Consider the following 24,264-nt stretch of genomic DNA (forward strand, 5'->3'; position numbering starts at 1 on the left):
CTGGTGCAGGATCTTCAGGTTCAGCTGGTTCGGCCACCAGTCACGGTTCGAGCGAACCTCAAAACCGGGACGCGATCCATGCGCTACCGGGCACTTGCTGATATTGGCGGCTTCGTTTCCATCCATGATTGTCTCCGTGCTTGTCATCGTTCGAATTGGAGTGGGCGGGCGCCAGGCCGAATTCGGCCTGCCCGGACAAGGCGTGTCGCCCTGTCCGAGTTTTCGATGTGAAAGATCCTGGCGTATTCCGGCCCGACGGCCGCGCGCTCAGGCGCGGCCGAGTTTCTCGGCGCCGCCTCCGAGGGCCGGGCCGGCGGTTGGATCCTCGTCCTCGGCCAGATCCCCCACCAGGGTCTCCGTGGTGAGGATCAGCTTGGCCACCGAGGCGGCGTTGGTCAGGGCCGCGCAGGTGACGCGGACGGGATCGATGATGCCGGCCTCATACATGTTCTGGTATTCGCCGAGAGCGGCGTTGTAGCCGAAGCCGCCATTGACGCTCGATACCTTCGCCACCACCGCCTCGGGATCGCCGCCGGCATTGGCGACGATGCGCCAGAGTGGGCGCGTCAGCACCGATTTCACCAGGCGGACGCCCGCCGCAACGTCCCCGTCGAGCCTGGCAAGCAGGGGGGCGAGCACCGGCCCGATCTGGGCCAGGGCCGAGCCCCCGCCGGCGACCACCCCTTCGTCGAGCGCGGCCCGCACGGCGGAGAGGGAATCCTCGATCAATTGGATGGTGCGCTTCTGCTCGACCGGCGTGACGCCGCCGGCATAGAGTACGGCCGTTCCGCCGGAAAGCTTGGCGAGGCGCTCGCGCAATTTGTCCTGCTCGATATTGGGCGGCGCGTTTTCGAACTGATGCTGTACCTGGGTGCGGCGCGCGGCGATTTTCGCCTTGTCGCCGCCGCCATGGATGATGGCCGTATGGGTGGCGCTGGTGCGCACCCGTTCCGCGCTGCCGAGATCCGCCGCCTCGATCTGTTCGAGCTGGCCGCCAAGGTCACGGGCGACGACGCGCCCGCCGGTGATGATGGCCAAATCCTCCAGCAGCGCCTTGCGCCAATGGCCGTATTCCGGCGGATGCACGATCAGATATCTGCCGGCGCCGCTGCGCCCGAGCAGCGTCACGACCACCTCGGGCGAAACTTCCTCGGCCACGATCAGCAGCGGCCTGCCGGCCTTGTCGGCGATCGCCCTGACAGCATCGAGCGAGGTGGGATCCTTGATCTTCAGGTCGGTCAGCAGGATCAGGGGGCGCTCCAGCACCGCCTGCATCTTCTCCACATCGGTGACCATGTGATGGGAGATATAGCCGCGGTCGAAGGACATGCCCTCGACGACATCGAGCGTGGTCTCGGTGGTGATGCTGAAATCGGTGGTGATGATGCCGTCGGCGCCCACCTTCTCGAAGGCTTCGGCCACCAGGCCGCCGAGCCGGGTATCGGTGGCCGCGATGTTGGCGACGGCCGCCAGGGCGCCGTTCTCGCGGGCCGGGCGTGCGCTGGATCTCAGCGAAGACACCACGGCATCGACGGCGAGGTCGATGCCCTTCACCAGATCGACAGCCTTGGCGCCTTGCTCATTGGCCTCGACGCCCTTCTGGACCAGGGCATTGGCGAGCACGATGGCGGTGGTGGTGCCGTCGCCGGCGATCTCGTTGGTCTGCATCGAGACCTCGCGCACCACCTGCGCACCCATATTCTCGAAACGATCGTGCAATTCGATCTCCGAGGCGATGGAAACGCCGTCGCGCGTCACCATCGGCGTGCCGATTGGCCGGTCGATCATGGCATTCATGCCCTTGGGGCCGAGTGTCGGCTCCACGGCGGCTGCGAGCTGGTGAACGCCACGGGCAAGGGCGCGGCGGGCGTGCGAATTGTGAAGCATCAATTTGGGCATGGCTCCTCCTTCCGCCCTTGCGGGCGGTTGTTGTCGGCCTCGGGCGGCGAGGCCTCGGTTCAGCTGTTGATGGCGGGCGTGTTCCCGGCGGCGGGCGGCACGCGGTCGAGGATGAAGTCGACCAGTGTCGGTTCGCCGTCCGTGAACTCGGCCTGCTTGTACCGGGTCTGCTTGAGTCCACGGCACAGGGCGCCGTTGAACTCCATGTTGATCCGCAGGCTGCGCAGGTCTCCCAGATAGGAGGCCAGCGTGGTAGCGGTGAGGGCAGTACCTTCCCAGGTCAGGAAGACGCCATCTCCGCGGCCGATATGGGGATGGCGCTCGAGCAGGGCCTGACGGTAGCGCGGCTTCTGGGCCACTGCGTCCTCTCCCGCGGGCTGCGTGGCATCGAAGGCTGGAAGATCCATGGCGAGGATGGCGTCGTCGCCGAGGCCGGCCTGCCGCAATCCCAGCAGCACGGCTTCCTGACGCCGCTTATAGGCCTTGGCACGAAAGGTCTCGCGCAGGGCCGTGAGATCGAGATCCCCCGTCATCTCGCCGAAGACCTGGCCGAAGCTCTTGCCCGCCGCGATGCCTCGATTGACCTCGTCGGCGAACATGTGATCTTGCAGCTGGATCCGATAGGCCGGCTTCCAGGACAGCGCCTCGAGCGCCTCGCGCACGCCATCGAGCATCAGGAAGGCGAAGTTGGGCGAACACCAATAGGTGGGTAGCCTGAATTCGACCTCCACGCTGGCATCATCCAGGATCTCGGCGCATTCGACGAAGCCCATATTGGTGACGGGCTCGTCGAGTTCGGGGTCGTTGACCTCGGACAGCCGCCGCCAGAGTTCAGCCTGGCGGCGCCCACGGAGCGCAGCGCTCATCATGCCCCTCACTCCGCCGCGATCGACAGCGGCGCCTTGGCCAGGGCCGCCTTCTTGGCCGCGATGTCGATGTCGTAGAGGCGCGCCGCATTGAGGCCCAGGATCTTCTCCTTGATCTCGGGGGTGAGATCGACACCGCGTTCACGCTTGATGTCCTCGGGCAGTTCGAAGGCCCAGAATTTCTCCACCAGCCAGCGCGGCGTCCAGATCGCATAGTCGGAGCCGAACAGGATCTTGTCCGGGCCGAGCCAGAACAGGAGTTCGGCGATCACCTCGGCGAAATAGCGCGGGCGCGAATGGATGAAGGGCAGGGCGACGGCAAGGCCGCCATAGACATTGGTCTCCTGCACGGCGATCCAGCAGAAGTCGTCGAGGCGGGGCAGGCCGCAATGCTCGACGATCCAGTTCAGGTTCTGGAAGTCGGTGGCCGCGTCGTCGACATCGCCGACGTTGAAGGCGTCCTTGCTGAGCGGGATGATCGTCGGGCCCTTATGGACATGGACGTTGCGGATGCCCAGTTTCTCGCACAGCTCGAAGCAGCGATAGGCGTTGGGGTCGGTCAGCTTCCAGCCCCTGGAATCGCCGTGCCATTCGGCCGTGTACATCTTCACGCCCTTGATGTCGTAGGTCTCCTTCATGAAGTGGATGTATTCGAGGGCCGCCTCGCCGTCGCGCGGGTCGAAGGAGCCGTTGACGATGAAGCGTTCGGGATAGCGCTTGGCCATCTCGGCATTGCGCTCGAGGGTGTTGAAGCCCTGTTTGTAGAAATCCTTCAGATAGGTCGACTGCACGATGGCGACGTCATCGGGGCCATCGACGAACAGGTCGCGATAGAGATCGTCGGCGCTGTATTTCTCGAACTTCTCCTTCGGCCAGAGCTGTTCCTTGGGGCTGAGCGCGGTGTGATAGGCATAAAAGCATTCCACGAACTGCTTGCCATGGATGTTGCGCTGGTTCTCCGGGCTGCCGTCCCAGAAATGGGTGTGGCCGTCGACGACGAAAATTTCCTTGCCTTCGGGCGTGATATACATGGCTTCCTCCGTTGGTATTTCGCTCTAAGATTTTGTTTCAACTCGATTGTTTCAGTATTTCCCGCGACGTCAGGTCGGTGGCGCCGCGGCTCTGCCAGGTGTGTGGAAAGGCGGCAGCCGGGCCATCCGCGCGTTGCGCAACGGGCATCCCGTACATCCCTCGGATGCAGTGTCGCTGCAGGTGCGACCGTCCCGCGCGGCTGCTTCCGCATCTTCCGGACCGGCGCCTGGCTTACCCCTTTGCCCACCCATTCTCGCGGTCGGAATGCCGGCTTCGGAACAGGGGCCAAATGAAGCATCGAGCATGGTTCTCTCTCCCATCGCTGCCGTGGTGGCCGGCGTTCCTCAGGTCGTGATGGCGACCTTCAGCACGCCGTCGCGCTGATTGGCGAAGAGGTCGTAGGCCTCCTCGATCTGGTCGAGCTTGAAGCGGTGGGTGACCAGCCCGCCCAGGTCCACCCGCCCCGAACCGATGACGTCGAGCATGCGGCGCATGCGCTCCTTGCCGCCTGGGCAGAGCGAGGTGCGGATCGATTTCTCGCCGAGGCCGGCGGCGAAGGCGTCGAGCGGGATCTTCAGGTCCGACGAGTAGACGCCAAGGCTCGACAGCACGCCGCCGGGCCTGAGAACCCGCAGGGCTGCTTCGAAGGTCGCCTGCGTGCCGAGTGCCTCGATCGCCACGTCGACGCCGCGGCCGTCGGTCAGGCGCATGATGGCTTCGACGGGATCTTCCTGCTTGAAGTCCACCACGATGTCGGCACCGAGGCGTCTGGCCATGGCCAGGCGGGCCGGCACCGTATCGACGGCGATGATGGTGGTCGCGCCCATCAGCTTGGCGCCGGCCGTGGCGCACAGGCCGATCGGGCCCTGCGCGAAGACGGCGACGATGTCACCGATCCGGATGCCGCCGGTCTCGGCGCCGGCAAAGCCGGTCGACATGATGTCCGGGCACATCAGGACCTGTTCGTCGCTCACCTCGTCCGGAATGGGGGCGAGATTGGCCATGGCGTCCGGCACGCAGACGAACTCGGCCTGGCAGCCATCGATGGTGTTGCCGAACTTCCAGCCGCCGATGGCCTTCCAGCCATGCTTGGTGCCGGCGCCATCCTGCGAACCGCAACCGCACAGGCAAGCATGGCTCCAGCCCGAGGGGGTGATGGCGCCGGCGACGACGCGCTGGCCCTCCCTGAAGCCGCGTACCGACGAGCCGAGCTTCTCGATCACGCCGACGGGCTCATGGCCGATGGTCAGGCCCTTGGCGACGGGATATTCCCCCTTCAGGATATGGACATCCGTTCCGCAGATCGTCGTGGTGGTGACCCGTATCAGGGCATCGTCAGGGCCGATCTCGGGGATCGGCTTGTCGTCGAGGACGATGCGCCCCTTCTCGACGAAGATCGCGGCCTTCATTTTGCTTGGCATGACTGGCTACTCGTTTTCGGCTCTGCATGGGCGGGAACGGGCGATACGCCGCTGCGTATCGCCCAAGACTTGCCGTCGCGCTCAGATGTATTCGAAGACCTCGTCCATGTTGCCGAACAGGATCACCGTGTTGTCGTCGATCCTGACCATGCGGCCGTAATGGGTGGAGGTGTTGACTTCGAAGATCTCGGCGGTCATCTCGCGGCCGAGATATTCGCTGATCTCGTCCATCTTGAAGATGAGCTTGCCGTCGCCGTCGATGCGGATCAGCGCGGGCTGATAGGTGACGATCACACCTTCCTTCTTGCCCATGAATTCCGCGATGGCGCGAGCCTCCACCGAGTCGTTCATGGTGACCCCGCATTGGTGCGAGATGGTTTGCTCGAAAGTGATGTCCTTCATCGACTTGAAGATATTGGCGTGCGAGGAATCGCGTGCTGCCGTGGACATGGTCGTTTCTCCCTTGAGATGGTTGCCGGCCGGTCAGTCGTCGAGGCCGAGTTCGCGCAGGATCTGGCCGATCCGCTCCTGCGAGACGGCGCGGACATCCTCGAACGAGACCGGCTTGGAATGCGGCATCGACCAGATCGGCTGCAGCCCCAGCGCCGCCTTGTCGGCCAGGGCGCGGTGCTTCTTCAGCCAGCCCTTGAACAGCTGGCGGTTGGCCGCCGCATGTTTCTCGTCATGGGCGAGCAGGTAGATCAGGTCGATGGTATTGGCGAGATTGCGCTCATAGTCGGCTTCGGCGGCCGAGATCACCGGCGGGGTGATGAAGTCGTGGTTGGCGGCTGCCACCTGCATCAGGAAGCCCGAGCGGAAGAGCTCGCCGACCAGAGGTTCGAATACGATGTTGATGGCGAAATACTGCTCCAGATAGTCTTCGGAGCCCATGATGGTCTCGATGGCTTCACGGGTGCCTTGCCAGGCGCCGTCCTCCAGCCAGGTCTTCTTGCCGAGCTCGTCGTTCCAGCCGGGAATATCCATGCCGATCTCGGCCAGATAGAGCGTGATGTCCTGGGCCAGGCGCAGCTTGTAGGAGGAATTGGTCAGCGTGGCGTTGTTGATCATCTGGGTGTAGCCGTAGCGCTGGGCCTGCATCAGCGAGGTGCCCAGGCCGAATTCGGCGTGTTTCCAGGCACCCAGATGGTGCTGCAGGATGCTGATCCAGACCTTGTCGAAGCTCTTGGGGGCGCCGGACTTGCGGCCATTGGCGATCACGCTCTGCACCATGGTCTCGATCTTGGACTGGCGCTGGTAATGGGTGCGCTCCCATTCCTGGTCGGGCGCCCGGAAGGCATGCCAGTTCGAGCTCTGGGCCAGCGTGTTGCCCTTGACATAGGCGCCGTTGCCGTCGGCGAAATTGATGATCCAGTTCTGGATCAGATAGCGCTCGGGATCGGGCTGCACATCGACGGTGACGTCCTCGTAGTGGGTGGCGCGCTGCCCCCTGGGGTCGAAATAGCGATATTTGCGGCTGTCGGAATCGGCGAAGATCGCCGCGCCGGCTGCGCCGGATCCAACCGAACTCGAAATGGCAGGCATGGTATTCACTCCCTGGTTGTGGTGCGTTTCGACGATCCGCCCGAGGGCGGTCCTTAGAGCGTTTTCCAGAAAAGTTGATAGACTTTTTGATTAAGAAAACGCGTTAAAACAAAGACTTAGAGAGGAAGTGCGATTTAGATAAATCGCACTCTGCTCTAGTGGCCGGGCGAGTTCGCGCCCGACGAGGTGGTGAACTTGTCGAAGAAGACGTGCTCGGACTCGAACCCGTTCATGAAGAGAACGGGCTGCAGGGCGTCGATCATCGGGGGCGGACCGCAGGCATAGACGTCGCCCTGTCCATCGATGGCGAGTTCCTTGAGCTTGGCGCCCACGCTTTCGTGCACGAAGCCGCGCTCGCCTTGCCATGCGCCGTCTTCCCCGGCATGCGAGAGCACGGGGATGAAGCTGACTTCCGGATGACGTTCCACCAGGGCCGAGATCCGGTCGAGATGGAAGAGGTCGTCCTGCGTACGGGCACCGTAGAAGAAATAGACCGGCCTTTGCTCGCCACTGGCCAAGTGGTCGTTGAGGATCGACCAGACCGGCGACATGCCCGACCCGGCGCCGACCAGGATCAGGGGTCCTTGGCGCTCTTCCCGTCGGAAACAGGTTCCGTAGGGGCCGACGATGGCAACCTCGGCTCCGACCTGGATTCCCCCGGCGTCGAGTTCTCCGGAGAATTTCCCCTCGGGGTATTTCTTGATGATGAAGGACAGGGCCTGGGTTTGGTCCGGCGTATTTGCCATGGAGAACGAGCGCGTAAGCGTCTCCCCCTTTTGCGTTGTGACCGTGATGTCGACATATTGGCCGGCCCAGAATTTCATCGGCGAATTGAGGCTGATCTCGATGCCACGGATGTCGTGGGTCAGCCGCTCGATGCGTGTGATGCGGCCCTGATAGGTCTTCACTGCGATCGACTTCGCCAGCACCTCCTCATCGTAGTTGAGGAGTTCCACCTCCATGTCGGAATAGGCGATCGTCCGGCACAGGAGGACGTGGCCGCTGTCCTTCTCCATGTCGTTGAGCGCGAAGGTCGAATATTTGAGCATGTCGACTTCGCCATCCAGCAGGACGCATTTACAGGCCGAGCATTGTCCCTCCTTGCAGCCATGCGGCAGCGCTATGCCTTGACGGAATGCCGCATTCAGCACCGTCTCGCCGTGTTCCACTTCGAATTCGACGCCGACCGGCTCCAGACGCACAGTGTGGGCACCGCTCATCGGTCTTCTCCTCCCAATACTCTCCCGTTCCCCTTCCCGGCGCGGGAAGGGGGCAAGCGGGCCCAGTGGAGGCCGGTTCCCGGCCTCCATGGGGTTCGTTTCGTCAGTTGAACGGCGTGATGGTGAAGCCGGCGCGGTACTCGGCCAGGTGCTTCTCGCGGTCGGCCGGGTTCATCTCACGCAGCAGCGTGAGCGGAGACTGCAGGGTGTGGCCGCGCACGTCGTCGAGCGTCCACATGTCCTTGCTGTCGAAGCGCAGATGCGGCTGCGGCACCAGGGTCTTGCCGTCGGAGCGCACGAAGTTGAGATCCTTGATAGCGTCGGCCAGATCCCAGCCGTGATAGAGCGTCTCCCATTCGCGCTTGCCGCTGAAGCGGCCCATCGCCGGAGTCGGGCGGCCCTGATATTCGTCGGAGAAAGCCTCGACGGCGGTCCAGCGGTCGAGTTCATGGGCGAAGGTGTGCAACTGCCCATCGATCTCGTCCACCACCATGTCCTCGCGGATCAGGCAGGGCACCAGGCAACTCCAGCAGCGATGGGGGTAGACGTAGCCGACCTGCTCGTTGAACACGAGAACCTTCTCGCCGCGGTGGCTGAGCTTGTCGTACCACTTCCAGAAATCGCCGAACTGGGCGTACCAGCCGGGATATTTGTGCTCGAACCACTCGAAGTCCTGCTCGCGCTGGGCCTCGATACGCCAGAAGTTCACCGGCCAGCCCACCGCGAAGAACTGCGCCACCTTGTGGACATAGAACTTCTCGGTGATGCGCTTCCAGGCCGTCTGCACGTCGTCGTGGTGGATCTTGATGCCGTATTTTTCCAGCGGCAGCATGTAGGTGCGGTAATAGTCCTCGAAGATCCAGCGGTGCCACATCTCCGCGTAGGATTCCTTGTTCTTGTCGCGGTTGGTGGTGCCGTATTCGATGAAGGTGCCGATGGCGGCATCGACGATGGCGTGGTTCTGCCAGAAGGCGTAGCGCAGGTCGCGCTCGAGCAGCAGGTGGTTTTCCGGCTCCTTGAGGGCGGCCATCAGAAGGGAGTGGCCGTTGCCGATATGGCGGCTCTCGTCCGACTGCACCGAAAGGAACACCGTCGGCAGGGCATAGTCACCATTGCGGGCGGCCTCTGAGGGCATGGCGACGAACAGCGTGTTGGTGAAGGCCGTCTCGGCGACGACGGTCAGGTACATGCAGGCCGCGGTCATGGTATCGCCGGTGATGAAACCTTCACCGAACTGGCGGCCGATCGTGGTGGCGTAGCACTTGCCGAAGGCCTCTTCGGTGATATCGAAGCCGGCCGGATCGATATAGTTCTCCATGTACCACTTCTTCAGATTCATCTGAATGGTGGAATGGCGGAACTCGTCGACCATCTGCATGGTGAAACCGGTGCGCAGGTCCTCGCCGGGCGCCAGCCTGGCCACCATCGCCATCGAGCGGGCGGCCGAGATTTCCGGGAAGGGGATAATGGCGAGGAAGAGCTTCATCCACTCTACCCAGCGCGGCTCGACATTGCGGAACATGTCGCCGCGCAGGGCGGCGTCCAGCGCGCCATAGACCCGATTGTCCTTTTCCTCCTGCATCGGGAAATAGGAGCGCAGCACCTGCTTCATCGGATCGCGCGGCGCCTTGCTGATCTTGTAGTCCGTCGGGAAGGTCATCGCTTCCTGGACATAGGTCGGGTTCCAGCCGAGATCGGATATCTTCTTGGTCGCCTCGCCGACTGAGATGCCGCGCTGCGAGGTTATCTTGTTGAGCGTCAAAGACGTCATAGCCATGAGCCTCCACCAGATTACGCCACGAACCCCCATGGTCCGGGCGGGGAGCGGCAGGTATCGCCGCCGATGAGTGCGGGCGGTCCGCCTGGAAGCATGGATGCCTCCATCCGGCCGCTCGAGTGGATCACGGCAAAGGTATCTGGAGCGGTGCTGAAAGCCCGGTGCGCGCTGCGCAAGGCACGCGCGCCATGGCATTCCGACCTTGGGTTCCCCATTCCTTCGTTCTTTTGGCATCGCGCCGAAACGCGATGGGCTTCTTATGGAGAACGATACAGCAAGGACCGTGCCAACTCGCGACAAGCTCTAAATTGTGCAGCTTCAGGCGTCCTGAATGGCGTTGATATTCGCGCGAACGTCATTGGTGTAACATTATTTTACAGCTGTAATTTACAAATGTAATGCTATTTATCTATTTTGATATTTAACACATTTATTGATATCATTGATATTAGAACTTATAGACAACTTACTTTCATGGGTTATCCTGTCGGCACTATGACAACCCAATCATTCGGGGTCATGCCGATGTCTTCTTCCGACGATCCTCGATCACCATCGGCTTTCGAGGGGCCGGGTGAGAGCGAGGTCATCACCGACCTGCTGCGGCTGATGCCGCGCGACCTGATCTTCTCCATGCGCTTTCTGGGCGAAAGCCAGTTGCGCCTGCAGCGCCATTTTCAGGCGTTCATGATCGCCGAGCTGACAAAGGCGGGGATTACGGAGGAAACCCATCCCCTGCTTCATGCCTTTGTGGAACGGCATGCCATCACGCTGCGCGACTTCGTCTTCTCGGGTGTTTCCCTGTCCCGGCAGTTTCGGGTGGAGGACATCGAACGCCTGATCGGCGATACCACTTGCCTGTTGCGCGTCGACATCTGGGACCAGCTCAGGAGCCATGTGGAGGCGGCGCAACGCCAGTTCAAAGCCCAGCTCCCGGAGCTGCCGAACCTCCTGTCCGGCTGGGAAAGGCCGGAGGTCGTCGAGGAGAAGAGGCGGCCATGACCCATGCGAATCCCGAGCGTCAGGATCTGCTGACACGCCGGCTCGGCTTGGTTGCCGGTCTGTCCGCGCTCAATGCACAGGCCCTCAAGCTCACCCAGCTCCTCGCCGGCCTCGACATGGAGGTCCTGCGCCTCGAGCTGGCTTTGAAGCAAACGCCGGCTGACGGGGAGTTGGCGCGGGAATTGCAGGACGAACTGCGAACGGCACACGAAAGCGCCGAAGCTGAGATCGAGCGGCAAAACCAATGTGCCGAGCGCATCGAAACAGCCGAGCAGGAAATCGAGGCGCTCGATCGTCTGCTCCAGCAGGCCATGGAGCGGGAAGGGAGGACATCATGAATCAGCAAAGCAGACAGAACCCGACGCTGTTCGACCTGCTGGGACGCTGCTGGCAGCGACCCGCACCCGTCGCAAGCGTGAACTTCGATCGGCAGGGAAGCTCTGTCGCCTTCACGACCCTCGATGGGACGCTGGCCCTTGCTCCCGTGGCGGAAACGGAGGGACCGGAAAGCCGTATCCGGGTCAGTGGCGATCTCGGACAGATGAGAATATTGCCGCGCACCAGTCCGCCAGTGCCCCTGACCGCGGTCGCAGTTGAGGAGGGCCAAGTTCCTCTTGTCGTTCCCTTCCATGCAGGCGGCTTCCTCGTCGGGACCGGCCATGGTGCGGTCAGGAGGGTTTCGGCGCAGGGAGAGTTGAGCGAGGATTTCTTTCGTCTTGGCCTCTCCATCCAGGCGCTTGACCATGCTGTGCAATCGGGAATGACCGCTCTGTCGGACGGCGAGGAACTCTGCGTCCTCGACCAGGAGGCAAAAATCGTTGGTCGGTCGAGGGCGACACTTCCCGACACGAAAGCCCTCAAATTCTCCCCCGATGGCCGGTTTCTGGCGGGATTGAGTGGAGAAAGCCTCGTCATCCTGGGGTTGGACGAAGAAATGCCGGTCGAAGGCGTGGTCACGCTGCCCTCGCGGCCAACTAGCCTCCATTGGAACGAGCAAGGCGATCGCATCGCCTGTGGTCTGGAAATAGGTGGTCTCAGCATCGTCGACGTCCCGCTTGGACGGACCGACACCATCCTCGACTTTCCCGCACCGGTGCGGGGGCTGGCCTGGGGCGTGGGAGGGCAGTTGGTGGCATCGGGTGCCTATCGCATCGCGGCCTGGGGCATGCCCGAAGCCGCCAGCCAGGCCTTGCTCACCGGGCATACCGGCCTGATCCTGGTGGAGGCGGTTGCTGCCCATCCCAGGCGCGATCTGGTCGCGGCCGGCTATGCCGATGGCCGCATCGTGGTGGCGCGGCTCGGCGGGCGCGACGAACTGTTCGTGCGGCCGTTCGGCGGCGCCGTCACTGCGCTGGCCTGGTCGGCGGACGGGCGCCATCTCGCCGTGGGCGATGCCGAGGGCCAGGCCGCATTGGTTACCTTCCCGCCTCAACTCTTCAAATAGACGCAGCAAAGCGCCCATCACAGGAGGACGACATGCCGACAGAGCAGACCCGCGAGGAAGAGAGCAAGGACCTGTTCTTCCAGAAACTGGAAAATCTCGCCCGTGAGATGATCGACACCCATGACAAGGATTTTGCCATGGGGGCCCTGATCCTGACGGCGCGCTGGATCGCCGAGGACCGGATCGTCAAGATCGCAAAGGCGAGTTGAGACGGTGGGTGAGGAGGCCGGAGCGATCCGGCCTCCCTCGGCGTATCAGCTCTCGGGCGGAATCATCCCGCGATAGAGCAGGCACACGGTGCGCAGGAGCGAAGCGAAGTTTGGCGCGGCGCCATGGCGTTCGAGTGCTTCCTCATAGAGCACCGAAATCAGCCGGGAGGTCGAGAGCCCTTCCCGCAGCGCCATTTCGTCGAGGACCTGCCAGAACGCTTCCTCCAACCTCACCGTCGTCGAGTGCCCGGCGATACGCATCGATCGGCTCGCCTTGTGAAAGTGGAGCGGGCTCTGACTTGTGAGGACCTTGCACATGGCTCGCCCTTTCAGCCTTGCCGCGCCCCTGCCGTCCCGGTCGCCCGGGTGCGGCAATGGGAGTGCCCGGCCTCCGCCGATCGGGGGGAGGCCTGGGCTTTTCTCTTTACGGAATGAGGACAGCGCGACCATGGATCCTGCCGGCGTTGAGATCCTGGAGAGCCTTGTTGGCATCGGCCAACCGGTATTCCACCGTGGTCAACTCGACCAGGCCGCGATCGGCCAGGGCCATGAGTTCGACGAGCTCGGCCCAGGTTCCGACCAGATTGCCGATGATGTTCTTTTCCGTGATGACCATGTCGACCGTGGGGACCCGGATATCCTCACCATAGCCGACGACGTAATAGCTGCCGGCCGATCGGGTCATGGCAAGGCCCTTGGCCGTGGTGCCCTTCTCGCCGACGAAGTCGATCACGGCTTCGGCGCCGGCCCCGCCGGTGAGCGCCAGCACGGCTTCTACTTCGTTGCCGTCGGCCTTCACCAGCTTGTCCGCCCCGATCTTGCCCGCAAGGGCCAGGGAGGCGTCGGACTTGTCGACCACGATGACGTCGGCGGCGCACATGGCCTTGAGGCATTGGATGCCGATATGGCCGAGGCCGCCGGCGCCGATCACCACGCAGCTTTCCCCCGGCAGCAGATGGCGGGTCGCCTTCTTGGCGGCGCGATAGGCGGTCAGGCCGGCATCGGCATAGGGCGCGACTTCCTTGGGCGCGAGCGTCTTGGGAAGCGGGACGATGTTGCGCTCGGAGGTGCACAGGAACTCCGCATAGCCGCCATTGCAGTCGAGGCCTGGAAAGCGTCCCGGCCCATGCATGTCCATGCCGCGGCGGCAGGCCAGGCAGGTCCCGCCCGAGATCTTGGGATGCACGATGACGGGATCCCCGACCTTGATGCCCTCGACCTCCTTGCCGATCGCTTCGACCCAGCCGGCATTTTCATGGCCCATGATCAGCGGCAGCAACTGGTCGCCATTGGGGTCCATGTGCGGGCGCCAGACGCCCTCGATGATGTGGAGATCGGTGCGGCATACACCCGCTCCGCCGATCCGCACGATGACGTCGTTCGACTTCTCGATCCTGGGATCGGGAACTTCCTGGAGATCGACCCACTGGCCGGCTTTCAGGTCGTCGTCGTAGCGGGTGAGCACTTGCGCCTTCATTGTCATTTCCTCCGCGAGCCCGGTCTCGTCCGTGCTTCGCAAGAGACGTGGCAATCCGCATGCCAGGAAAAATATGCAAGCTATCTCAGTGTGTTGATTGAATCTTTGAAGCCGGTTCTGTCGTTGGGTTGAACATTTGCGCGGGCCGGGTGTCCAGTTCGCGTACAGCGCCCTCGGCATTGCGTCGCCGGCCGGAAGGCCAAATCGAGGAGCAGGCCATGCAGATCTTGTCGGGAATGGACCGGGCCCGAAATGCGCTCGAACGTGGCGATCGCCTGCCCGGCGGTACCCTGCCGGTGCCGATCGCCGAAAGCTGGCAGCGTTGCCGGGAGCTGGGTCTCGACCCCAGCCTCCAGCCCCGCGGCGAGGTGGTGCCGTTTGCGACGGTGACGCGTCGGCGCCAGAAAATGGAAGGCCTGCGCCGGTTGGCCCTCGCCGAGATGCAGGTTCTCTACGCCCAGATCGCCGGCTCCAATCTGATGATCGCGCTGGCGGATGCGAGCGGCATGGTGCTCGACACCATCTCCGATCAGGCCTTCACGGAAAGCGCGGCAGGGCGCGCCATCCTTCCCGGCAGCCTGTGGGACGAGGCACGGCGGGGCACCAATGCCCTCGGGCTGGCCGCGGACAGCAGCCAGCCCGTCGGCGTCTTCGGCCGGGAGCATTACTTCACCTGCCACGCCCATCTGAGCTGCATGGCGGCGCCCATCCTGGATTCACATGGCCAGGTCCTGGGATTGCTCGACGCGTCCTGCGCCAATGAAGCGCGTCAGCAGCATACGCATGCGCTGGTGCGCATGGCCGCGGCCCAGATCGAGAACGGGCTGATCTTCCAGGAATGCGCGGACAATTTCATCCTGGCCTTCCATCCGCGTGCCGAATATCTCGATACGCTATCGGCGGGATTGCTGGCCCTGTCGCGCGATGGCGTCGTCACGGCACTGAACCGTCCCGGCTCGGTCCTGCTGTGCGGCCTGCCGACCGGGGCGGGTGTGAGTTTCGACGCCCTGTTCGAGATACCCTTCGCCAGAGCGCTGGATGGGCTTCTGCGGGGAGGCGTCATTCCCATACGCGATACGGTTGGCAGCCAGGTCCTGATGGTCTGTCGGCAGATCGCTCCCGGCCTGGCGGTCCGCAACCTGCGCCAGGGCTCGCGGGAGATGCTCCATGACAAGGCTGGCTCCGCGCCGGAGTTCGTGTGTGCGGACGAGGCGTTGAAGGCCGCGATGGCCGATATCGGGCAGGGCGTCGCCATGGGCATGCCCATTCACCTCACGGGCGAGACGGGCACCGGCAAGGAATTGATGGCACGCCATATCCATGCGGTGAGCGGCCGGCGTGGGGAATTCGTGCCCGTCAATTGCGGTGCGTTGGCCGAACAACTCTTCATTGCCGAGATCTTCGGCCATGAGCAGGGCGCCTTCACCAATGCCCGGACGGAGGGATCCATCGGGCTGGCCCGGCAGGCCGACGGGGGCACCTTGTTCCTCGACGAGATCGCCGATGTCCCGCTTTCCGCCCAGACGGCGTTGCTGCGTTTTCTCGATGCCATGGAAGTGCGGCCGGTGGGCGGACTGAAGATTCACAAGGTCGATGTCCAGATCATCTCCGCGACCAACCGCAATCTGGAGGAGATGGTGGCGGAGCGGGCCTTCCGGGCCGACCTGCTTTACCGTCTCAACGGTCTCGTCCTGCATCTGCCGCCCCTGTCTGCTCGCGCCGACTTTGCGCTCGTGGTCAAGCACCTGTTGCAGGAACTGGCCCCGGGGCTGGCGATCACGGATGCTGCCATCGCGAGGCTGGCGCAGCGCACATGGCCCGGCAATATCCGGGAGCTTCGCAGCGCGCTCCAACGTCTAATCATGCGCCAGCAGGGAGCAGCCATCGACGAGGCCTGCTTCGTCGATGGTGTGGAAGATCTCGGTGACGTCTGCGCCGCCTGCCGGGACCGTGGCCTGGCACGCCGGATCTGCCGGGAGATCCGGGCGACATATCGCTCCTGCCGAAACGTCACGCATACGGCGCGCGTTCTGGGATTGTCACGGACGACGATATACAAGCATTTGTGAGCCGGGTGCGGAGTGACCCGCATTCGAAGCGCTCCGTGCGCATCGACCTATCGAGGAGATGGCCCAGCGGCTTACGATCAGTGGCCTGATTTGGTTCGATTCCAAGGGGCACTGCGATATCCAACGGCTCGGGGGGGCGTAAATTGCCACCCCGATTATAAATTCGTCACTTCGGGCTGGATCATGACACCTCGGGTCAGCCATTGTGGCGGCCTGCAGCGCATCGGACCTGATCATGGAATTGGATGCGGTGCTCCAGCTCGCCGAAAACAGGTGCCTGGGCCGTCGGCGATCCCTGGCTGGATCAGAGCCGCGAAAGGATCAACTGCCGGCGGTTGCATGCCAGATCCATTCTGGAGGTCATAGGGCGAGGGCCTTCCTGAGGGTTTCGAGCCTTTCCATGGCAATCACCCCGTCCCGAATGCTCGGGGCCGGGGTGTCTTCCCCCTTGAGTGCCGGGACGACATCGGCGAGGAGGGCATGGTAGCCCTTGAAATCCTCGTTGGCGGCGGCCGTGAAATTGGGTTTCCAGGTGAGGCTGTCCTGGCTGTCCGCCAGGGTTGCCGCGGCATCGGCCGTCTTGAAGGGGGGATCGCGATGCCAACGCACCTCCACCACGTCTTCGATCTCCAGGCGTTGGTGATCGCCCATCAGTTCGATGCGCTCGACAGGCGTGCCCCGGGATTGAATCGTGCCCATCGCTATGGTGCCGATGGCGCCGCAATCGAAGTCCAGGGCGATATGGAAGAGCACGCGGCCCGGCGTCTTCTCCACCTTGCGCGCCGTCAGGGCGGTGACGGGCGAGACCAGGTGGGAGACGAGATCCATGTAATGCACGCAATGATGCAGGAAGAAGCCGGTATAATCGACGTTGCCGGCGAAATAGCCGGGCGCCGTCATGTAGTAGCCGGTGAGACCGAGCACGGGGCCGAACCGGCCGGACTTCAGGATGTTGTGCGCGATCTTGTTACCCACCGAATAGCGCTTCATGAAGCCGAGGAGCAGTGGCTTGCCGGCTTTCTCGGATGCTTGACGCAAGAGGCGAGCCCCCTCTGCCGAACCAGAGGGGGGCTTTTCCATGAAAACCGGCAGGCCGTACTCCAGCGCAGCCTTGCCGAAGGCGAGGTGCTGGTCGGGGCCGACGGCCATGCCGACCGCATCGATCCCGGGCGTGCGGATCAGTTGCATTGCATCGGTGAGCAGTGTCGAGACGCCGAACTGGCGGCCGGCATCGGCAAGGCGCTTGCCGTCGATGTCGCAAAGGGCTGCGATCTTCGCGTCATGGCGCAGGAGTTGCGGCAACAGCATCTGGGTGGCGTGCACGCCACAGCCGATCCAGCCGATATTCAAGGTCATCTGCGAAATTCCGTCAGCGAGATGTGGGAGCGGATGAAGGAGGCGGAGGCGGCGAGGCGCTCGCTCTCGTCTTCATGGGGCGGGCGCCATTGCGCGAAGGGCACGCCGAAGCGATCGTCGTTGCGCCGGAAGGGCTCGAGTGAGATGGGCCCGCTATAGTCGATGTCATGCAGGGCGCGGCAGACGTCGACCCAGTCCGTGGCACCGGTTCCCGGAAAGCCGCGATGGTTTTCATTGGCCTGGAAATGCACGAGGAGCGATCCGGCAAGGCGGATGGCTTCGGAGATGGAGGCTTCCTCCATATGCATGTGGAAGGTGTCGAGCATCAGCCGCACGGCGAGGTGATCGACGGCCTGGAGCAGTTCCATCGCCTGCTGCGTGGTGCACAGCACGTCGCTTTCGAAGCGGTTCAGGGGTTCGACGGCGAGGGTGATGCCAAGACCGGCGGCATGGTCGCCGGCTTCCCTCAGGCCGACGACACAGCGCTGCTTGCGGGCGAGGCGCTCGGTCTCCGACACCGGCTGGGGTGCGCGGCCGGCAAAGACGAGCGGATTGCCCGTCAGGGGGCCACCCACCACTGTCGCGCCGAGCGCGGCCGCGCAGTCCGCCGCATATTTCAGATAGTCGATGCCGGCCCGGTGGCTGGCTGCATCTTCCGAGGACAGGTTGCGCTGCAGATTGACGCGAGCCGCCAACACCACACCGAGGCCTGCGTCGGCCAGGGCTGCGCGGGCCTCCGCCAGGTCCATTTCTCCGGGCTCGGGCACCAGGAGCTCGACGAAATCGTAGCCGAGTTCCTTCATGCGGGCGAAGAGGGGAAAATGCTCGGCGGCAAAGGGCCGGGCATATTGCATCGATATCAGGCCGATAGGATTCATTGCTTGGCTTCACAGTTTGCAGAGGGCAGGCAGCGGTGCAGGCTTCGTCATCCCTTCACCGCTCCCTGGGTCAGACCGCCGACTAGGCGTTTTTGCACGAGGAGAAAGAGCAGTGTCGCAGGCAGGGCGCCGACCACGCCACCGGCAGCGAGCAGCCCCCATTCGATCTGGTATTCGCCGATCAGGGTCTGGATCGCCACGGTCACCGTGCGCACGTTCTTGCCGCCCAGAGTGAGCGCGTAGAGATACTCGTTCCAGGCGGTGATGAAGATATAGATGCCGGTGGAGATGATACCGGGCATGGCTAGCGGCAGCACCACCCGGCGCAGAGCCGCCAGGCGCGAGCAGCCGTCGATCATCGCTGCCTCGTCGAGGCTTCTGGGGATGGCCGCCACATAGCTCGTCAGCATCCACACCGCGAAGGGAATGGCGACGGTCGCATTGGCCAGGATCAGGCTGAGATGGGTGTCGAGCAGGCCGAGCCGGCGCATCAGCACGAAAAGCGGCAGGATCAGCAGCACCACCGGGAACATGTTCACCAGCAGGAACTGCAGCATGATCGCCCGGCGGCCGAGGAAGCGGAAGCGCGAGAAGGCATAGGCGGCCGTGACCGAGACGCCGAGGCCGACGACCACCGTGCCGAGGGCGATGATCAGGCTGTGGCCCATATTGCCGAGGAAGGAAGTCTGCTCGAACAGGCGGGTGTAGTTGTCGAGGCTCCAGCCGATGGGCGAGAGCGAAACCCCGCTTGCCGCAATGCGCTCGGACGGGGTGAGCGAGGTCAGGATCATCCAGGCGAAGGGCCCGAGCGCGAAGAGCACGATCGCTGCCACCGGCAGGTCTGTCGTGAGGATGCGCCGGAGGGTCGATGGTTTGTTCATCGCTCGACCTCCTTCATGGTGCGGATGATGTAGATGGCGACGAAGGCTCCGAGCAGGACGGTGAAGGTCACCGCGACCGCCGTGCCGTAGCCGAAATCGAGGTTCTGGCGCGCCTTGATGAAGGCGTAGAGGGGGAGCGTGTGCGTCGCGTAGCCGGGACCGCCGCCCGTCATCACGAAGATGACGTCCATGGAGTTGGCGACCCAGATCACGCGAAGCAGCCCGGCCGTGGCCAAGACCGGTGCAATGCCGGGCAGGGTGACGTTGACGAACTGGCGCCAGGGCGTGGCACCGTCGATGGAGGCGGCCTCGTACTGGCTGCGCGGAATGCCCTGCAGGCCGGCGAGGATCATCACGGCGAAGAAGGGAAAGCCCTGCCAGGTGAGCGTGGCGATCACGGCATAGAGCGCGACATTGGGATCGGCGAGCCAGGGCACCGCGCTCTGGATCAGATGCACACTGAGCAGCATGTCGTTGAGCACGCCGGTGTTGGGATCGTAGATCCAGCGCCACATCAAAGCGATGACCACGCTTGGCAAGGCCCAGGGGATGATGATCAGGGCGCGGGCAAGGCCGCGCCAGGGAAAGTCGCGGTTGAGCAGCAGGGCGGCAACCAGGCCGAGCCCCATCTGCAGCGGCACTGTGAGGCCGATCCAGATCACGGTGTGCCAGAGCGCGGTCCAGAACACCGGATCGGCGAACAGCTTGATGTAGTTGCCCAGGCCGACGAATCTGGCGGCGTTGGGCTTCCACAGCACCAGATCGAACAGGCTCGTATAGACGGCCTCGATCATCGGGACGAAGACGACGACGAACACCACCAGCAGAGCCGGGGCCAGCAGGGCATAGGGCATCAGTCGCGTCCGCAGGGGGGCCGCGAATTCCCGATCGAGTTCGGAGGTGGACGAATGCAGCGACATGGCCCGGCGTCGTGGTGAGAGGAGAAAGAGGGGCTTTCTGCACGGGGCGCAGAAAGCCCGGCGCCCTTGCCTAATTTGCAAACAGCGTCTGCAATTGCTGCATCATCTGCTCGGGCGTCGCCGCGCCTGTCAGGGCTTGCTGCATGTTGGTCTGCCAGGCCGTGTTGACGAATTCGGTCGTGGCCGGGGTCTGCGGCAGCACAGAGGCGAAGGGCAGTGACTGCACGGTGGCATCCACGAAACGCCGCTGGTGCAGCGTCCAGTTGGCCGAGCCCGACTTGGTCACCGTCATCTGGCCCGTGGCCTTGTTGAACTCGACGTTGTTCTGTCCCTCCGCCAGGAAGGAGATCCACTTCCAGGCGGCGTCTTTCACCTGCGAGGAGGAGAAGATCGCCAGCGATTCATCGCCATAGGAGGTCCACTGCTTGCCGTTGCACGCGGGAGCGGGGACCGCCGAGACCTTGTCGCCCAGGGCTTTGACGAGATCGTTGGACGAGCCGACATGGTGGATGGTCATCGCCGTCTTGCCGGCCTTGAAGGCCGCGATGATTTCCTGGAAGCCGTCATTCGGTGCGGAGGGCGGAATCGACTTGTCCTCCCGGAACATGTCGACCAGCCATTTGTTGGCGGCAATCGCCTCCGGCGTGGTCAGGCCGCCCGGCTCGAGCTTGGCGCCCTTGGAAAAGACGAAGGTGCCCCACTGGTCCCAGCCGCCCTTGCCGCCGCGCAGGCCGAAGCCATAGGTCTCCGGTGCCTTGGTGAGCTTCTTGGCGTCCTCTCGGAATTCGTCGCAGGTCTTGGGTGGTTCCAGGCCGGCGGCCTGGAACAGGTCGGTGCGATAATAAAGATAGAGAACGACATATTGGATCGGCAGGTAATATTGCTTGCCCTCAGGTCCCTTGTTGAGATTGAGGAGATTGTCGAGCAGGTCCGCCTTGCCCGGCCAGGCATCGATGCGTTCGCCGATCGGCTCCAAGGCTCCCATTTCGACGAGGCGTGGCTGGGCGAACAGCTTCACCATGGCGGCGTCGGGCGCATTGCCGCCGACGATCGACGTGTAGAGATTGTCGTAATAGGAGTTCCACGGCACGTTTTCGGCTTCGATCTTGATGCCGGGATTGGCCGTCTCGAACTTCTTGATGAGATCGTCCATCGGGTTGGCCGGATTGTCGAAATGATACCAGAAGCGCACGGTCTGTGCCTTGGCGGCCCCGAGCATCATGCTGGCGCTCAGGGCGCAGGCGACACCGAGCGCCTTCAGCGTTTTCTTCAGTCCTGTCCTCATCGTTTCCTCCCGAAGATGTGTTTTTGGTGCCGGTTCAGGCCGGCTTGATCATTGACTTTGCCGCTTGACCTGCGGTCTTGAGGGCGTTGCGGGCTGCGCTCAGCCCGATGCTCATCTGCAGAAATCCGTGCGTCACACCCTTGACGATGTGCGTGTCGGCCGGCCGTGCCGCCGAGCGCAGGCGCGCCGCCAAGCTGAGCGTGTCCGACAAGAGCGGATCGATCTCCGCCGCCAGAAGGAAGAGCGGCGGCAGGCCAAGCAGGGCCTCGTCGCTGGCATGAAGGGGCGAGGCGAGCACAGCCTGGCGTGCCTTCGGGTCGGGCAGGTACCAATTCCAGTAGCGCTGCATGCGCGCTGTTGTCAGGCCGGGACCCTCGGCAAAGCGTCGATAGGAGGGGGTCTCGAAATCCGCGTCGTAGACGCCATAGAAGAGCAGGGCACCATCGGGGGCCTTGTATCCGCTGGCCTGCCCGTGAAGCATGGCGGCGAGGGCCAGATTGGCGCCGGCGGAGTCGCCAGCCAGCAGCAGCGGTCCTGGACGGATGCCGAGTGCAGCCGTGTGTTCGAAAACGCGGTGGAGACAGGCGATCACATCATGCAGCCCCGCCGGAAAGGGGTGTTCCGGTGCCAGGCGATAGTCCGGCAGGAGAACGGGCAGGCCGGTTTCGAGGGCGAGGACTCGGGCGCACCGTTCATGGGTCTGCGGGCTGCAGAAGGCAAAGCCGCCGCCATGGATGAAGACCAGGGCACCGTCTCCGGCCTGCGGTGGGATCAGCACCTTGACGCGGCAGTCGGCGGACGAGAGCGTCGGATCGGCAGGAATGACGATGTCGTCCGCAAAGGCCATTGCCGGCAGGTCACGGTTCCAGCGCTGGTTGAGTTGCGCGGCGAGGGCCCGGCCCTCGGCCGGTGGCAGCAGCGTCGTGTCGGGCTGCGGGCCGATTTCATCGTCGATGGCGACCAGGAGACGTGCCAGTTCCGGATCGAGCCGGCCGGTCAACTCTTCGACCTGCACATCAGGGATGGGAACGTTCATTGCCCCGCTCCCGGAAAGACGTTGGGCCCGAAATCAACGATGGTCGCGATGTGGTGCTCGAGGGAGGCCACGGCCGCGGTGGCGTTGCCGGCCTCGATTGCCGCCACCAGCGGCCGATGACGCTGGGCCGTCAGTACGAGATCGCGCTGGCCTTGCGTGCGCGAAATCTTGAAGCGATGGTTGTGGATCAGGCAGCGATGCAGGATCGGATCCAGGGCGGGCAGGTCTGCATCGTGGAACAGACGGCGGTGGAAATCGCGGTCGAAGGCGGCGAGCCCCATCTCGTCATCCTCCCGCGCGGCCTCCTCCATAGCCTCGACCAGTGCCTTCAGATCGGAAAGCAGGCCGCGGCTGGGGTTGCGCAAGGCGCGCAGCACGCCGGCACATTCGATCTGCTTGCGGACGCGGAACATCTCGACGGCTTCGTCCGCCGTGCAGTCCGAGACCTGCGTGCCGCGATGGCCGCGCCGGTGCACCAGCCCTTCCTCCTGGAGCTGCAGCAGGGCTTCCCGCACCGTGCCCTGGCTGCAGCCGAAACGGGCGGCAAGTTCCAGTTCCACCAGGGGTTCGCCGGGAGCGAGCTCGCCGAGCATGATGTCGTGCTTGAGGGCGTCGAAGGCGATCGCTGAGCGGGCGACAGGGCTCGGCCGGGCGCCCTTGGCGCGCAATGCCGGGTCGAAACGCCGAGATGCTGGCCGCTCGCTCATGTCTCCCCCTTGTGCTGGCGCCACCTCGTGGGTGTTCGCATGCCTCTTGCAATTATCATTATTGATATTGATAATCAGGTCAAGGGCTGGAAAGAAGCCTCGCTTGTCGCAGGCAGCATCGGGGAGAACGCAATGGCAGGCATTGGCCTCAGGGATATTCGCAAGTCTTACGGCACCCATACGGTGATCCATGGTGTCGACCTCGATATCGCCGAGGGCGAATTCCTGGTGCTGGTCGGTCCCTCAGGCTGCGGCAAATCCACCTTGCTGCGCATGGTCGCCGGGCTCGAGGAGATCACCGGTGGAGAGATGCGCATCGGGGACAGGGTGGTGAATGCGCTTGCGCCCGCCGAGCGCAACATCGCCATGGTGTTCCAGGATTACGCGCTCTATCCGCATATGACAGTCGCCGAGAACATGGGCTTCGGCCTGCGCATGCGCGATCAGAACCCGCAAATGATTGACCAGCGCGTGAGGCAGGCCGCCGAAACCCTGAAACTGGCGCCTCTGCTGGAGCGTCGGCCGGGACAATTGTCGGGCGGGCAACGCCAGCGCGTCGCCATGGGGCGGGCCATCGTTCGCGACCCCCAGGCTTTCCTGTTCGACGAACCGCTGTCCAATCTCGATGCCGGCTTGCGGGTGGAAATGCGGCTCGAAATCGCCAAGCTGCACCGGCGCATCCAGGCAACCACGGTCTATGTCACGCATGACCAGGTCGAGGCGATGACGCTGGCCGACCGTATCGTCGTGATGAATGCAGGCCGCATGGAACAGGTCGGCCCGCCGCTCGATCTCTATCACCGTCCGGCAAGCCTTTTCGTCGCGCGCTTCATCGGCAGCCCGACCATGAACACCGTGGAACTGAAGCTGAATGGCGATGGCGAACTGCCGATCGGCAAGGCCAGGATCGCCGTGCCATGGCTGTCGGGGGCAGCCGGGACCCCGATCATTCTGGGCATCCGGGCGGAAGACCTTTCACGCTGCGATGCCTCCCAGGCCTGGTTCACCGGCGAATTGGCGATGGTCGAACGTCTCGGCGGGCAGACTTTTGGCTACCTGGATACTGGTGGGGAACGCATGGTCACCGTCGAATTCCCGCGTCATAGCACCGTGAAGGTGGGAGACCAGGTTTCGGTGAGGGGCGAGGCCAACGTGCTGCATCTTTTCGACGGAAAGAGCGGCAGGCGGCTGGAACCGGCCTGAATTGATTGCCGGCCGGCCCGCCGCTATTGGGGCGGGTGGA

At 63.6% G+C, this 24,264-nt stretch carries 23 protein-coding genes; 6 read left to right on the top strand and 17 right to left on the bottom strand.

What is annotated here, in order from left to right:
* Nucleotides 1-267: 267 nt before the first annotated feature.
* The 8 genes from BA190_RS31385 to BA190_RS31420 form a co-directional block, all read right to left on the bottom strand.
* Complete coding sequence (locus BA190_RS31385) at nt 268-1,899, bottom strand: molecular chaperone GroEL (RefSeq protein WP_068297692.1); 1,632 nt, start codon at nt 1,897-1,899, stop codon at nt 268-270.
* A 59-nt stretch (nt 1,900-1,958) separates the two neighbouring features.
* Nucleotides 1,959-2,768, bottom strand: coding sequence for an iron-sulfur cluster assembly protein (locus BA190_RS31390; RefSeq protein WP_202908553.1), 810 nt, complete (start codon nt 2,766-2,768; stop codon nt 1,959-1,961).
* Nucleotides 2,769-2,773: 5 nt separating this feature from the next.
* A complete protein-coding gene (locus BA190_RS31395; protein ID WP_068297695.1) occupies nt 2,774-3,796 on the bottom strand; it encodes an amidohydrolase family protein in 1,023 nt (340 codons plus the stop codon).
* A gap of 345 nt (nt 3,797-4,141) precedes the next feature.
* Nucleotides 4,142-5,218, bottom strand: a complete 1,077-nt coding sequence (locus tag BA190_RS31400; protein ID WP_068297698.1) for an NAD(P)-dependent alcohol dehydrogenase — start codon at nt 5,216-5,218, stop codon at nt 4,142-4,144.
* Between the two features lie 81 nt (nt 5,219-5,299).
* Nucleotides 5,300-5,668 carry an MmoB/DmpM family protein gene (locus tag BA190_RS31405; RefSeq protein WP_068297706.1) on the bottom strand — a complete coding sequence of 123 codons (369 nt, stop codon included), beginning with the start codon at nt 5,666-5,668 and terminating at the stop codon, nt 5,300-5,302.
* A 33-nt stretch (nt 5,669-5,701) separates the two neighbouring features.
* On the bottom strand, nt 5,702-6,760 hold the full coding sequence (locus BA190_RS31410) for an aromatic/alkene monooxygenase hydroxylase subunit beta (RefSeq protein ID WP_068297707.1): 1,059 nt from the start codon (nt 6,758-6,760) through the stop codon (nt 5,702-5,704).
* Nucleotides 6,761-6,915: 155 nt separating this feature from the next.
* Nucleotides 6,916-7,980, bottom strand: coding sequence for an NADH:ubiquinone reductase (Na(+)-transporting) subunit F (locus BA190_RS31415; RefSeq protein WP_068297709.1), 1,065 nt, complete (start codon nt 7,978-7,980; stop codon nt 6,916-6,918).
* Nucleotides 7,981-8,083: 103 nt separating this feature from the next.
* A complete protein-coding gene (locus BA190_RS31420; protein WP_202908554.1) occupies nt 8,084-9,757 on the bottom strand; it encodes an aromatic/alkene/methane monooxygenase hydroxylase/oxygenase subunit alpha in 1,674 nt (557 codons plus the stop codon).
* Between the two features lie 525 nt (nt 9,758-10,282).
* Between BA190_RS31420 and BA190_RS31425 the strand changes: the two genes are divergently transcribed.
* From BA190_RS31425 to BA190_RS36625, 4 genes are read left to right on the top strand one after another with little or no spacing between them, the layout of a single operon-like run.
* Nucleotides 10,283-10,759: a hypothetical protein gene (locus tag BA190_RS31425; RefSeq protein WP_068297754.1), complete on the top strand. Its 477-nt coding sequence runs from the start codon at nt 10,283-10,285 to the stop codon at nt 10,757-10,759.
* Entirely contained in the window at nt 10,756-11,097 is a 342-nt protein-coding gene (locus tag BA190_RS31430) for a hypothetical protein (RefSeq protein ID WP_068297713.1), read from the top strand. Before BA190_RS31425 ends, BA190_RS31430 begins: the two co-directional genes overlap by 4 nt.
* Nucleotides 11,094-12,203 (top strand): WD40 repeat domain-containing protein, encoded by a 1,110-nt coding sequence (locus tag BA190_RS31435; RefSeq protein WP_068297718.1) that lies wholly within the window; start codon nt 11,094-11,096, stop codon nt 12,201-12,203. Before BA190_RS31430 ends, BA190_RS31435 begins: the two co-directional genes overlap by 4 nt.
* Before the next feature lie 32 nt (nt 12,204-12,235).
* Nucleotides 12,236-12,412, top strand: coding sequence for a hypothetical protein (locus BA190_RS36625; RefSeq protein WP_202908555.1), 177 nt, complete (start codon nt 12,236-12,238; stop codon nt 12,410-12,412).
* Between the two features lie 45 nt (nt 12,413-12,457).
* On the opposite strand, the gene BA190_RS31440 is transcribed toward BA190_RS36625, so the two are convergent.
* The gene (locus BA190_RS31440) at nt 12,458-12,673 is read right to left on the bottom strand and encodes a ribbon-helix-helix domain-containing protein (RefSeq protein WP_322432278.1); all 216 of its coding nucleotides are present in this window, start codon (nt 12,671-12,673) and stop codon (nt 12,458-12,460) included.
* A gap of 163 nt (nt 12,674-12,836) precedes the next feature.
* Nucleotides 12,837-13,889 carry an NAD(P)-dependent alcohol dehydrogenase gene (locus tag BA190_RS31445; protein ID WP_068297724.1) on the bottom strand — a complete coding sequence of 351 codons (1,053 nt, stop codon included), beginning with the start codon at nt 13,887-13,889 and terminating at the stop codon, nt 12,837-12,839.
* A 218-nt stretch (nt 13,890-14,107) separates the two neighbouring features.
* Here BA190_RS31445 and BA190_RS31450 point away from each other — a divergent pair, with 218 nt between their 5' ends.
* Nucleotides 14,108-15,958: a sigma-54-dependent Fis family transcriptional regulator gene (locus BA190_RS31450; RefSeq protein WP_068297728.1), complete on the top strand. Its 1,851-nt coding sequence runs from the start codon at nt 14,108-14,110 to the stop codon at nt 15,956-15,958.
* A 360-nt stretch (nt 15,959-16,318) separates the two neighbouring features.
* Here BA190_RS31450 and BA190_RS31455 read toward each other — a convergent pair whose 3' ends face one another.
* The 7 genes from BA190_RS31455 to BA190_RS31485 all read right to left on the bottom strand — a co-directional run bounded on the left by BA190_RS31455 (nt 16,319) and on the right by BA190_RS31485 (nt 23,021).
* A complete protein-coding gene (locus BA190_RS31455; RefSeq protein ID WP_068297732.1) occupies nt 16,319-17,314 on the bottom strand; it encodes a Gfo/Idh/MocA family protein in 996 nt (331 codons plus the stop codon).
* Nucleotides 17,311-18,192 (bottom strand): sugar phosphate isomerase/epimerase, encoded by an 882-nt coding sequence (locus BA190_RS31460; RefSeq protein ID WP_068297734.1) that lies wholly within the window; start codon nt 18,190-18,192, stop codon nt 17,311-17,313. The genes BA190_RS31455 and BA190_RS31460 overlap by 4 nt, the downstream gene beginning before the upstream one ends.
* Before the next feature lie 47 nt (nt 18,193-18,239).
* Nucleotides 18,240-19,073: a carbohydrate ABC transporter permease gene (locus BA190_RS31465; protein WP_068297736.1), complete on the bottom strand. Its 834-nt coding sequence runs from the start codon at nt 19,071-19,073 to the stop codon at nt 18,240-18,242.
* Nucleotides 19,070-19,993: a carbohydrate ABC transporter permease gene (locus BA190_RS31470; RefSeq protein ID WP_082980170.1), complete on the bottom strand. Its 924-nt coding sequence runs from the start codon at nt 19,991-19,993 to the stop codon at nt 19,070-19,072. The genes BA190_RS31465 and BA190_RS31470 overlap by 4 nt, the downstream gene beginning before the upstream one ends.
* A 70-nt stretch (nt 19,994-20,063) precedes the next feature.
* Entirely contained in the window at nt 20,064-21,278 is a 1,215-nt protein-coding gene (locus BA190_RS31475) for a sugar ABC transporter substrate-binding protein (RefSeq protein ID WP_156771780.1), read from the bottom strand.
* A gap of 34 nt (nt 21,279-21,312) precedes the next feature.
* Entirely contained in the window at nt 21,313-22,314 is a 1,002-nt protein-coding gene (locus tag BA190_RS31480; RefSeq protein ID WP_202908556.1) for an alpha/beta hydrolase, read from the bottom strand.
* Entirely contained in the window at nt 22,311-23,021 is a 711-nt protein-coding gene (locus BA190_RS31485) for a GntR family transcriptional regulator (protein WP_068297744.1), read from the bottom strand. Before BA190_RS31485 ends, BA190_RS31480 begins: the two co-directional genes overlap by 4 nt.
* A gap of 132 nt (nt 23,022-23,153) precedes the next feature.
* Here BA190_RS31485 and BA190_RS31490 point away from each other — a divergent pair, with 132 nt between their 5' ends.
* Entirely contained in the window at nt 23,154-24,224 is a 1,071-nt protein-coding gene (locus BA190_RS31490) for an ABC transporter ATP-binding protein (RefSeq protein WP_068297749.1), read from the top strand.
* Nucleotides 24,225-24,264: the final 40 nt, after the last annotated feature.

Origin of the sequence: Labrys sp. WJW, from assembly GCF_001676615.1 — a bacterium.
GTDB lineage: Bacteria > Pseudomonadota > Alphaproteobacteria > Rhizobiales > Labraceae > Labrys > Labrys sedimenti.

Excerpts from the sequence above, each read along its gene's own strand:
- BA190_RS31470 (WP_082980170.1), bottom strand. The coding sequence starts at position 19,993 with ATGTCGCTGCATTCGTCCACCTCCGAACTCGATCGGGAATTCGCGGCC.
- BA190_RS36625 (WP_202908555.1), top strand. The coding sequence starts at position 12,236 with ATGCCGACAGAGCAGACCCGCGAGGAAGAGAGCAAGGACCTGTTCTTC.
- BA190_RS31490 (WP_068297749.1), top strand. The coding sequence starts at position 23,154 with ATGGCAGGCATTGGCCTCAGGGATATTCGCAAGTCTTACGGCACCCAT.
- BA190_RS31455 (WP_068297732.1), bottom strand. The coding sequence starts at position 17,314 with ATGACCTTGAATATCGGCTGGATCGGCTGTGGCGTGCACGCCACCCAG.
- BA190_RS31450 (WP_068297728.1), top strand. The coding sequence starts at position 14,108 with ATGCAGATCTTGTCGGGAATGGACCGGGCCCGAAATGCGCTCGAACGT.
- BA190_RS31440 (WP_322432278.1), bottom strand. The coding sequence starts at position 12,673 with ATGCGTATCGCCGGGCACTCGACGACGGTGAGGTTGGAGGAAGCGTTC.
- BA190_RS31395 (WP_068297695.1), bottom strand. The coding sequence starts at position 3,796 with ATGTATATCACGCCCGAAGGCAAGGAAATTTTCGTCGTCGACGGCCAC.
- BA190_RS31420 (WP_202908554.1), bottom strand. The coding sequence starts at position 9,757 with ATGGCTATGACGTCTTTGACGCTCAACAAGATAACCTCGCAGCGCGGC.
- BA190_RS31410 (WP_068297707.1), bottom strand. The coding sequence starts at position 6,760 with ATGCCTGCCATTTCGAGTTCGGTTGGATCCGGCGCAGCCGGCGCGGCG.
- BA190_RS31465 (WP_068297736.1), bottom strand. The coding sequence starts at position 19,073 with ATGAACAAACCATCGACCCTCCGGCGCATCCTCACGACAGACCTGCCG.
- BA190_RS31425 (WP_068297754.1), top strand. The coding sequence starts at position 10,283 with ATGTCTTCTTCCGACGATCCTCGATCACCATCGGCTTTCGAGGGGCCG.
- BA190_RS31405 (WP_068297706.1), bottom strand. The coding sequence starts at position 5,668 with ATGTCCACGGCAGCACGCGATTCCTCGCACGCCAATATCTTCAAGTCG.
- BA190_RS31480 (WP_202908556.1), bottom strand. The coding sequence starts at position 22,314 with ATGAACGTTCCCATCCCTGATGTGCAGGTCGAAGAGTTGACCGGCCGG.
- BA190_RS31460 (WP_068297734.1), bottom strand. The coding sequence starts at position 18,192 with ATGAATCCTATCGGCCTGATATCGATGCAATATGCCCGGCCCTTTGCC.
- BA190_RS31485 (WP_068297744.1), bottom strand. The coding sequence starts at position 23,021 with ATGAGCGAGCGGCCAGCATCTCGGCGTTTCGACCCGGCATTGCGCGCC.
- BA190_RS31430 (WP_068297713.1), top strand. The coding sequence starts at position 10,756 with ATGACCCATGCGAATCCCGAGCGTCAGGATCTGCTGACACGCCGGCTC.
- BA190_RS31475 (WP_156771780.1), bottom strand. The coding sequence starts at position 21,278 with ATGAGGACAGGACTGAAGAAAACGCTGAAGGCGCTCGGTGTCGCCTGC.
- BA190_RS31415 (WP_068297709.1), bottom strand. The coding sequence starts at position 7,980 with ATGAGCGGTGCCCACACTGTGCGTCTGGAGCCGGTCGGCGTCGAATTC.
- BA190_RS31385 (WP_068297692.1), bottom strand. The coding sequence starts at position 1,899 with ATGCCCAAATTGATGCTTCACAATTCGCACGCCCGCCGCGCCCTTGCC.
- BA190_RS31435 (WP_068297718.1), top strand. The coding sequence starts at position 11,094 with ATGAATCAGCAAAGCAGACAGAACCCGACGCTGTTCGACCTGCTGGGA.
- BA190_RS31400 (WP_068297698.1), bottom strand. The coding sequence starts at position 5,218 with ATGCCAAGCAAAATGAAGGCCGCGATCTTCGTCGAGAAGGGGCGCATC.
- BA190_RS31390 (WP_202908553.1), bottom strand. The coding sequence starts at position 2,768 with ATGATGAGCGCTGCGCTCCGTGGGCGCCGCCAGGCTGAACTCTGGCGG.
- BA190_RS31445 (WP_068297724.1), bottom strand. The coding sequence starts at position 13,889 with ATGAAGGCGCAAGTGCTCACCCGCTACGACGACGACCTGAAAGCCGGC.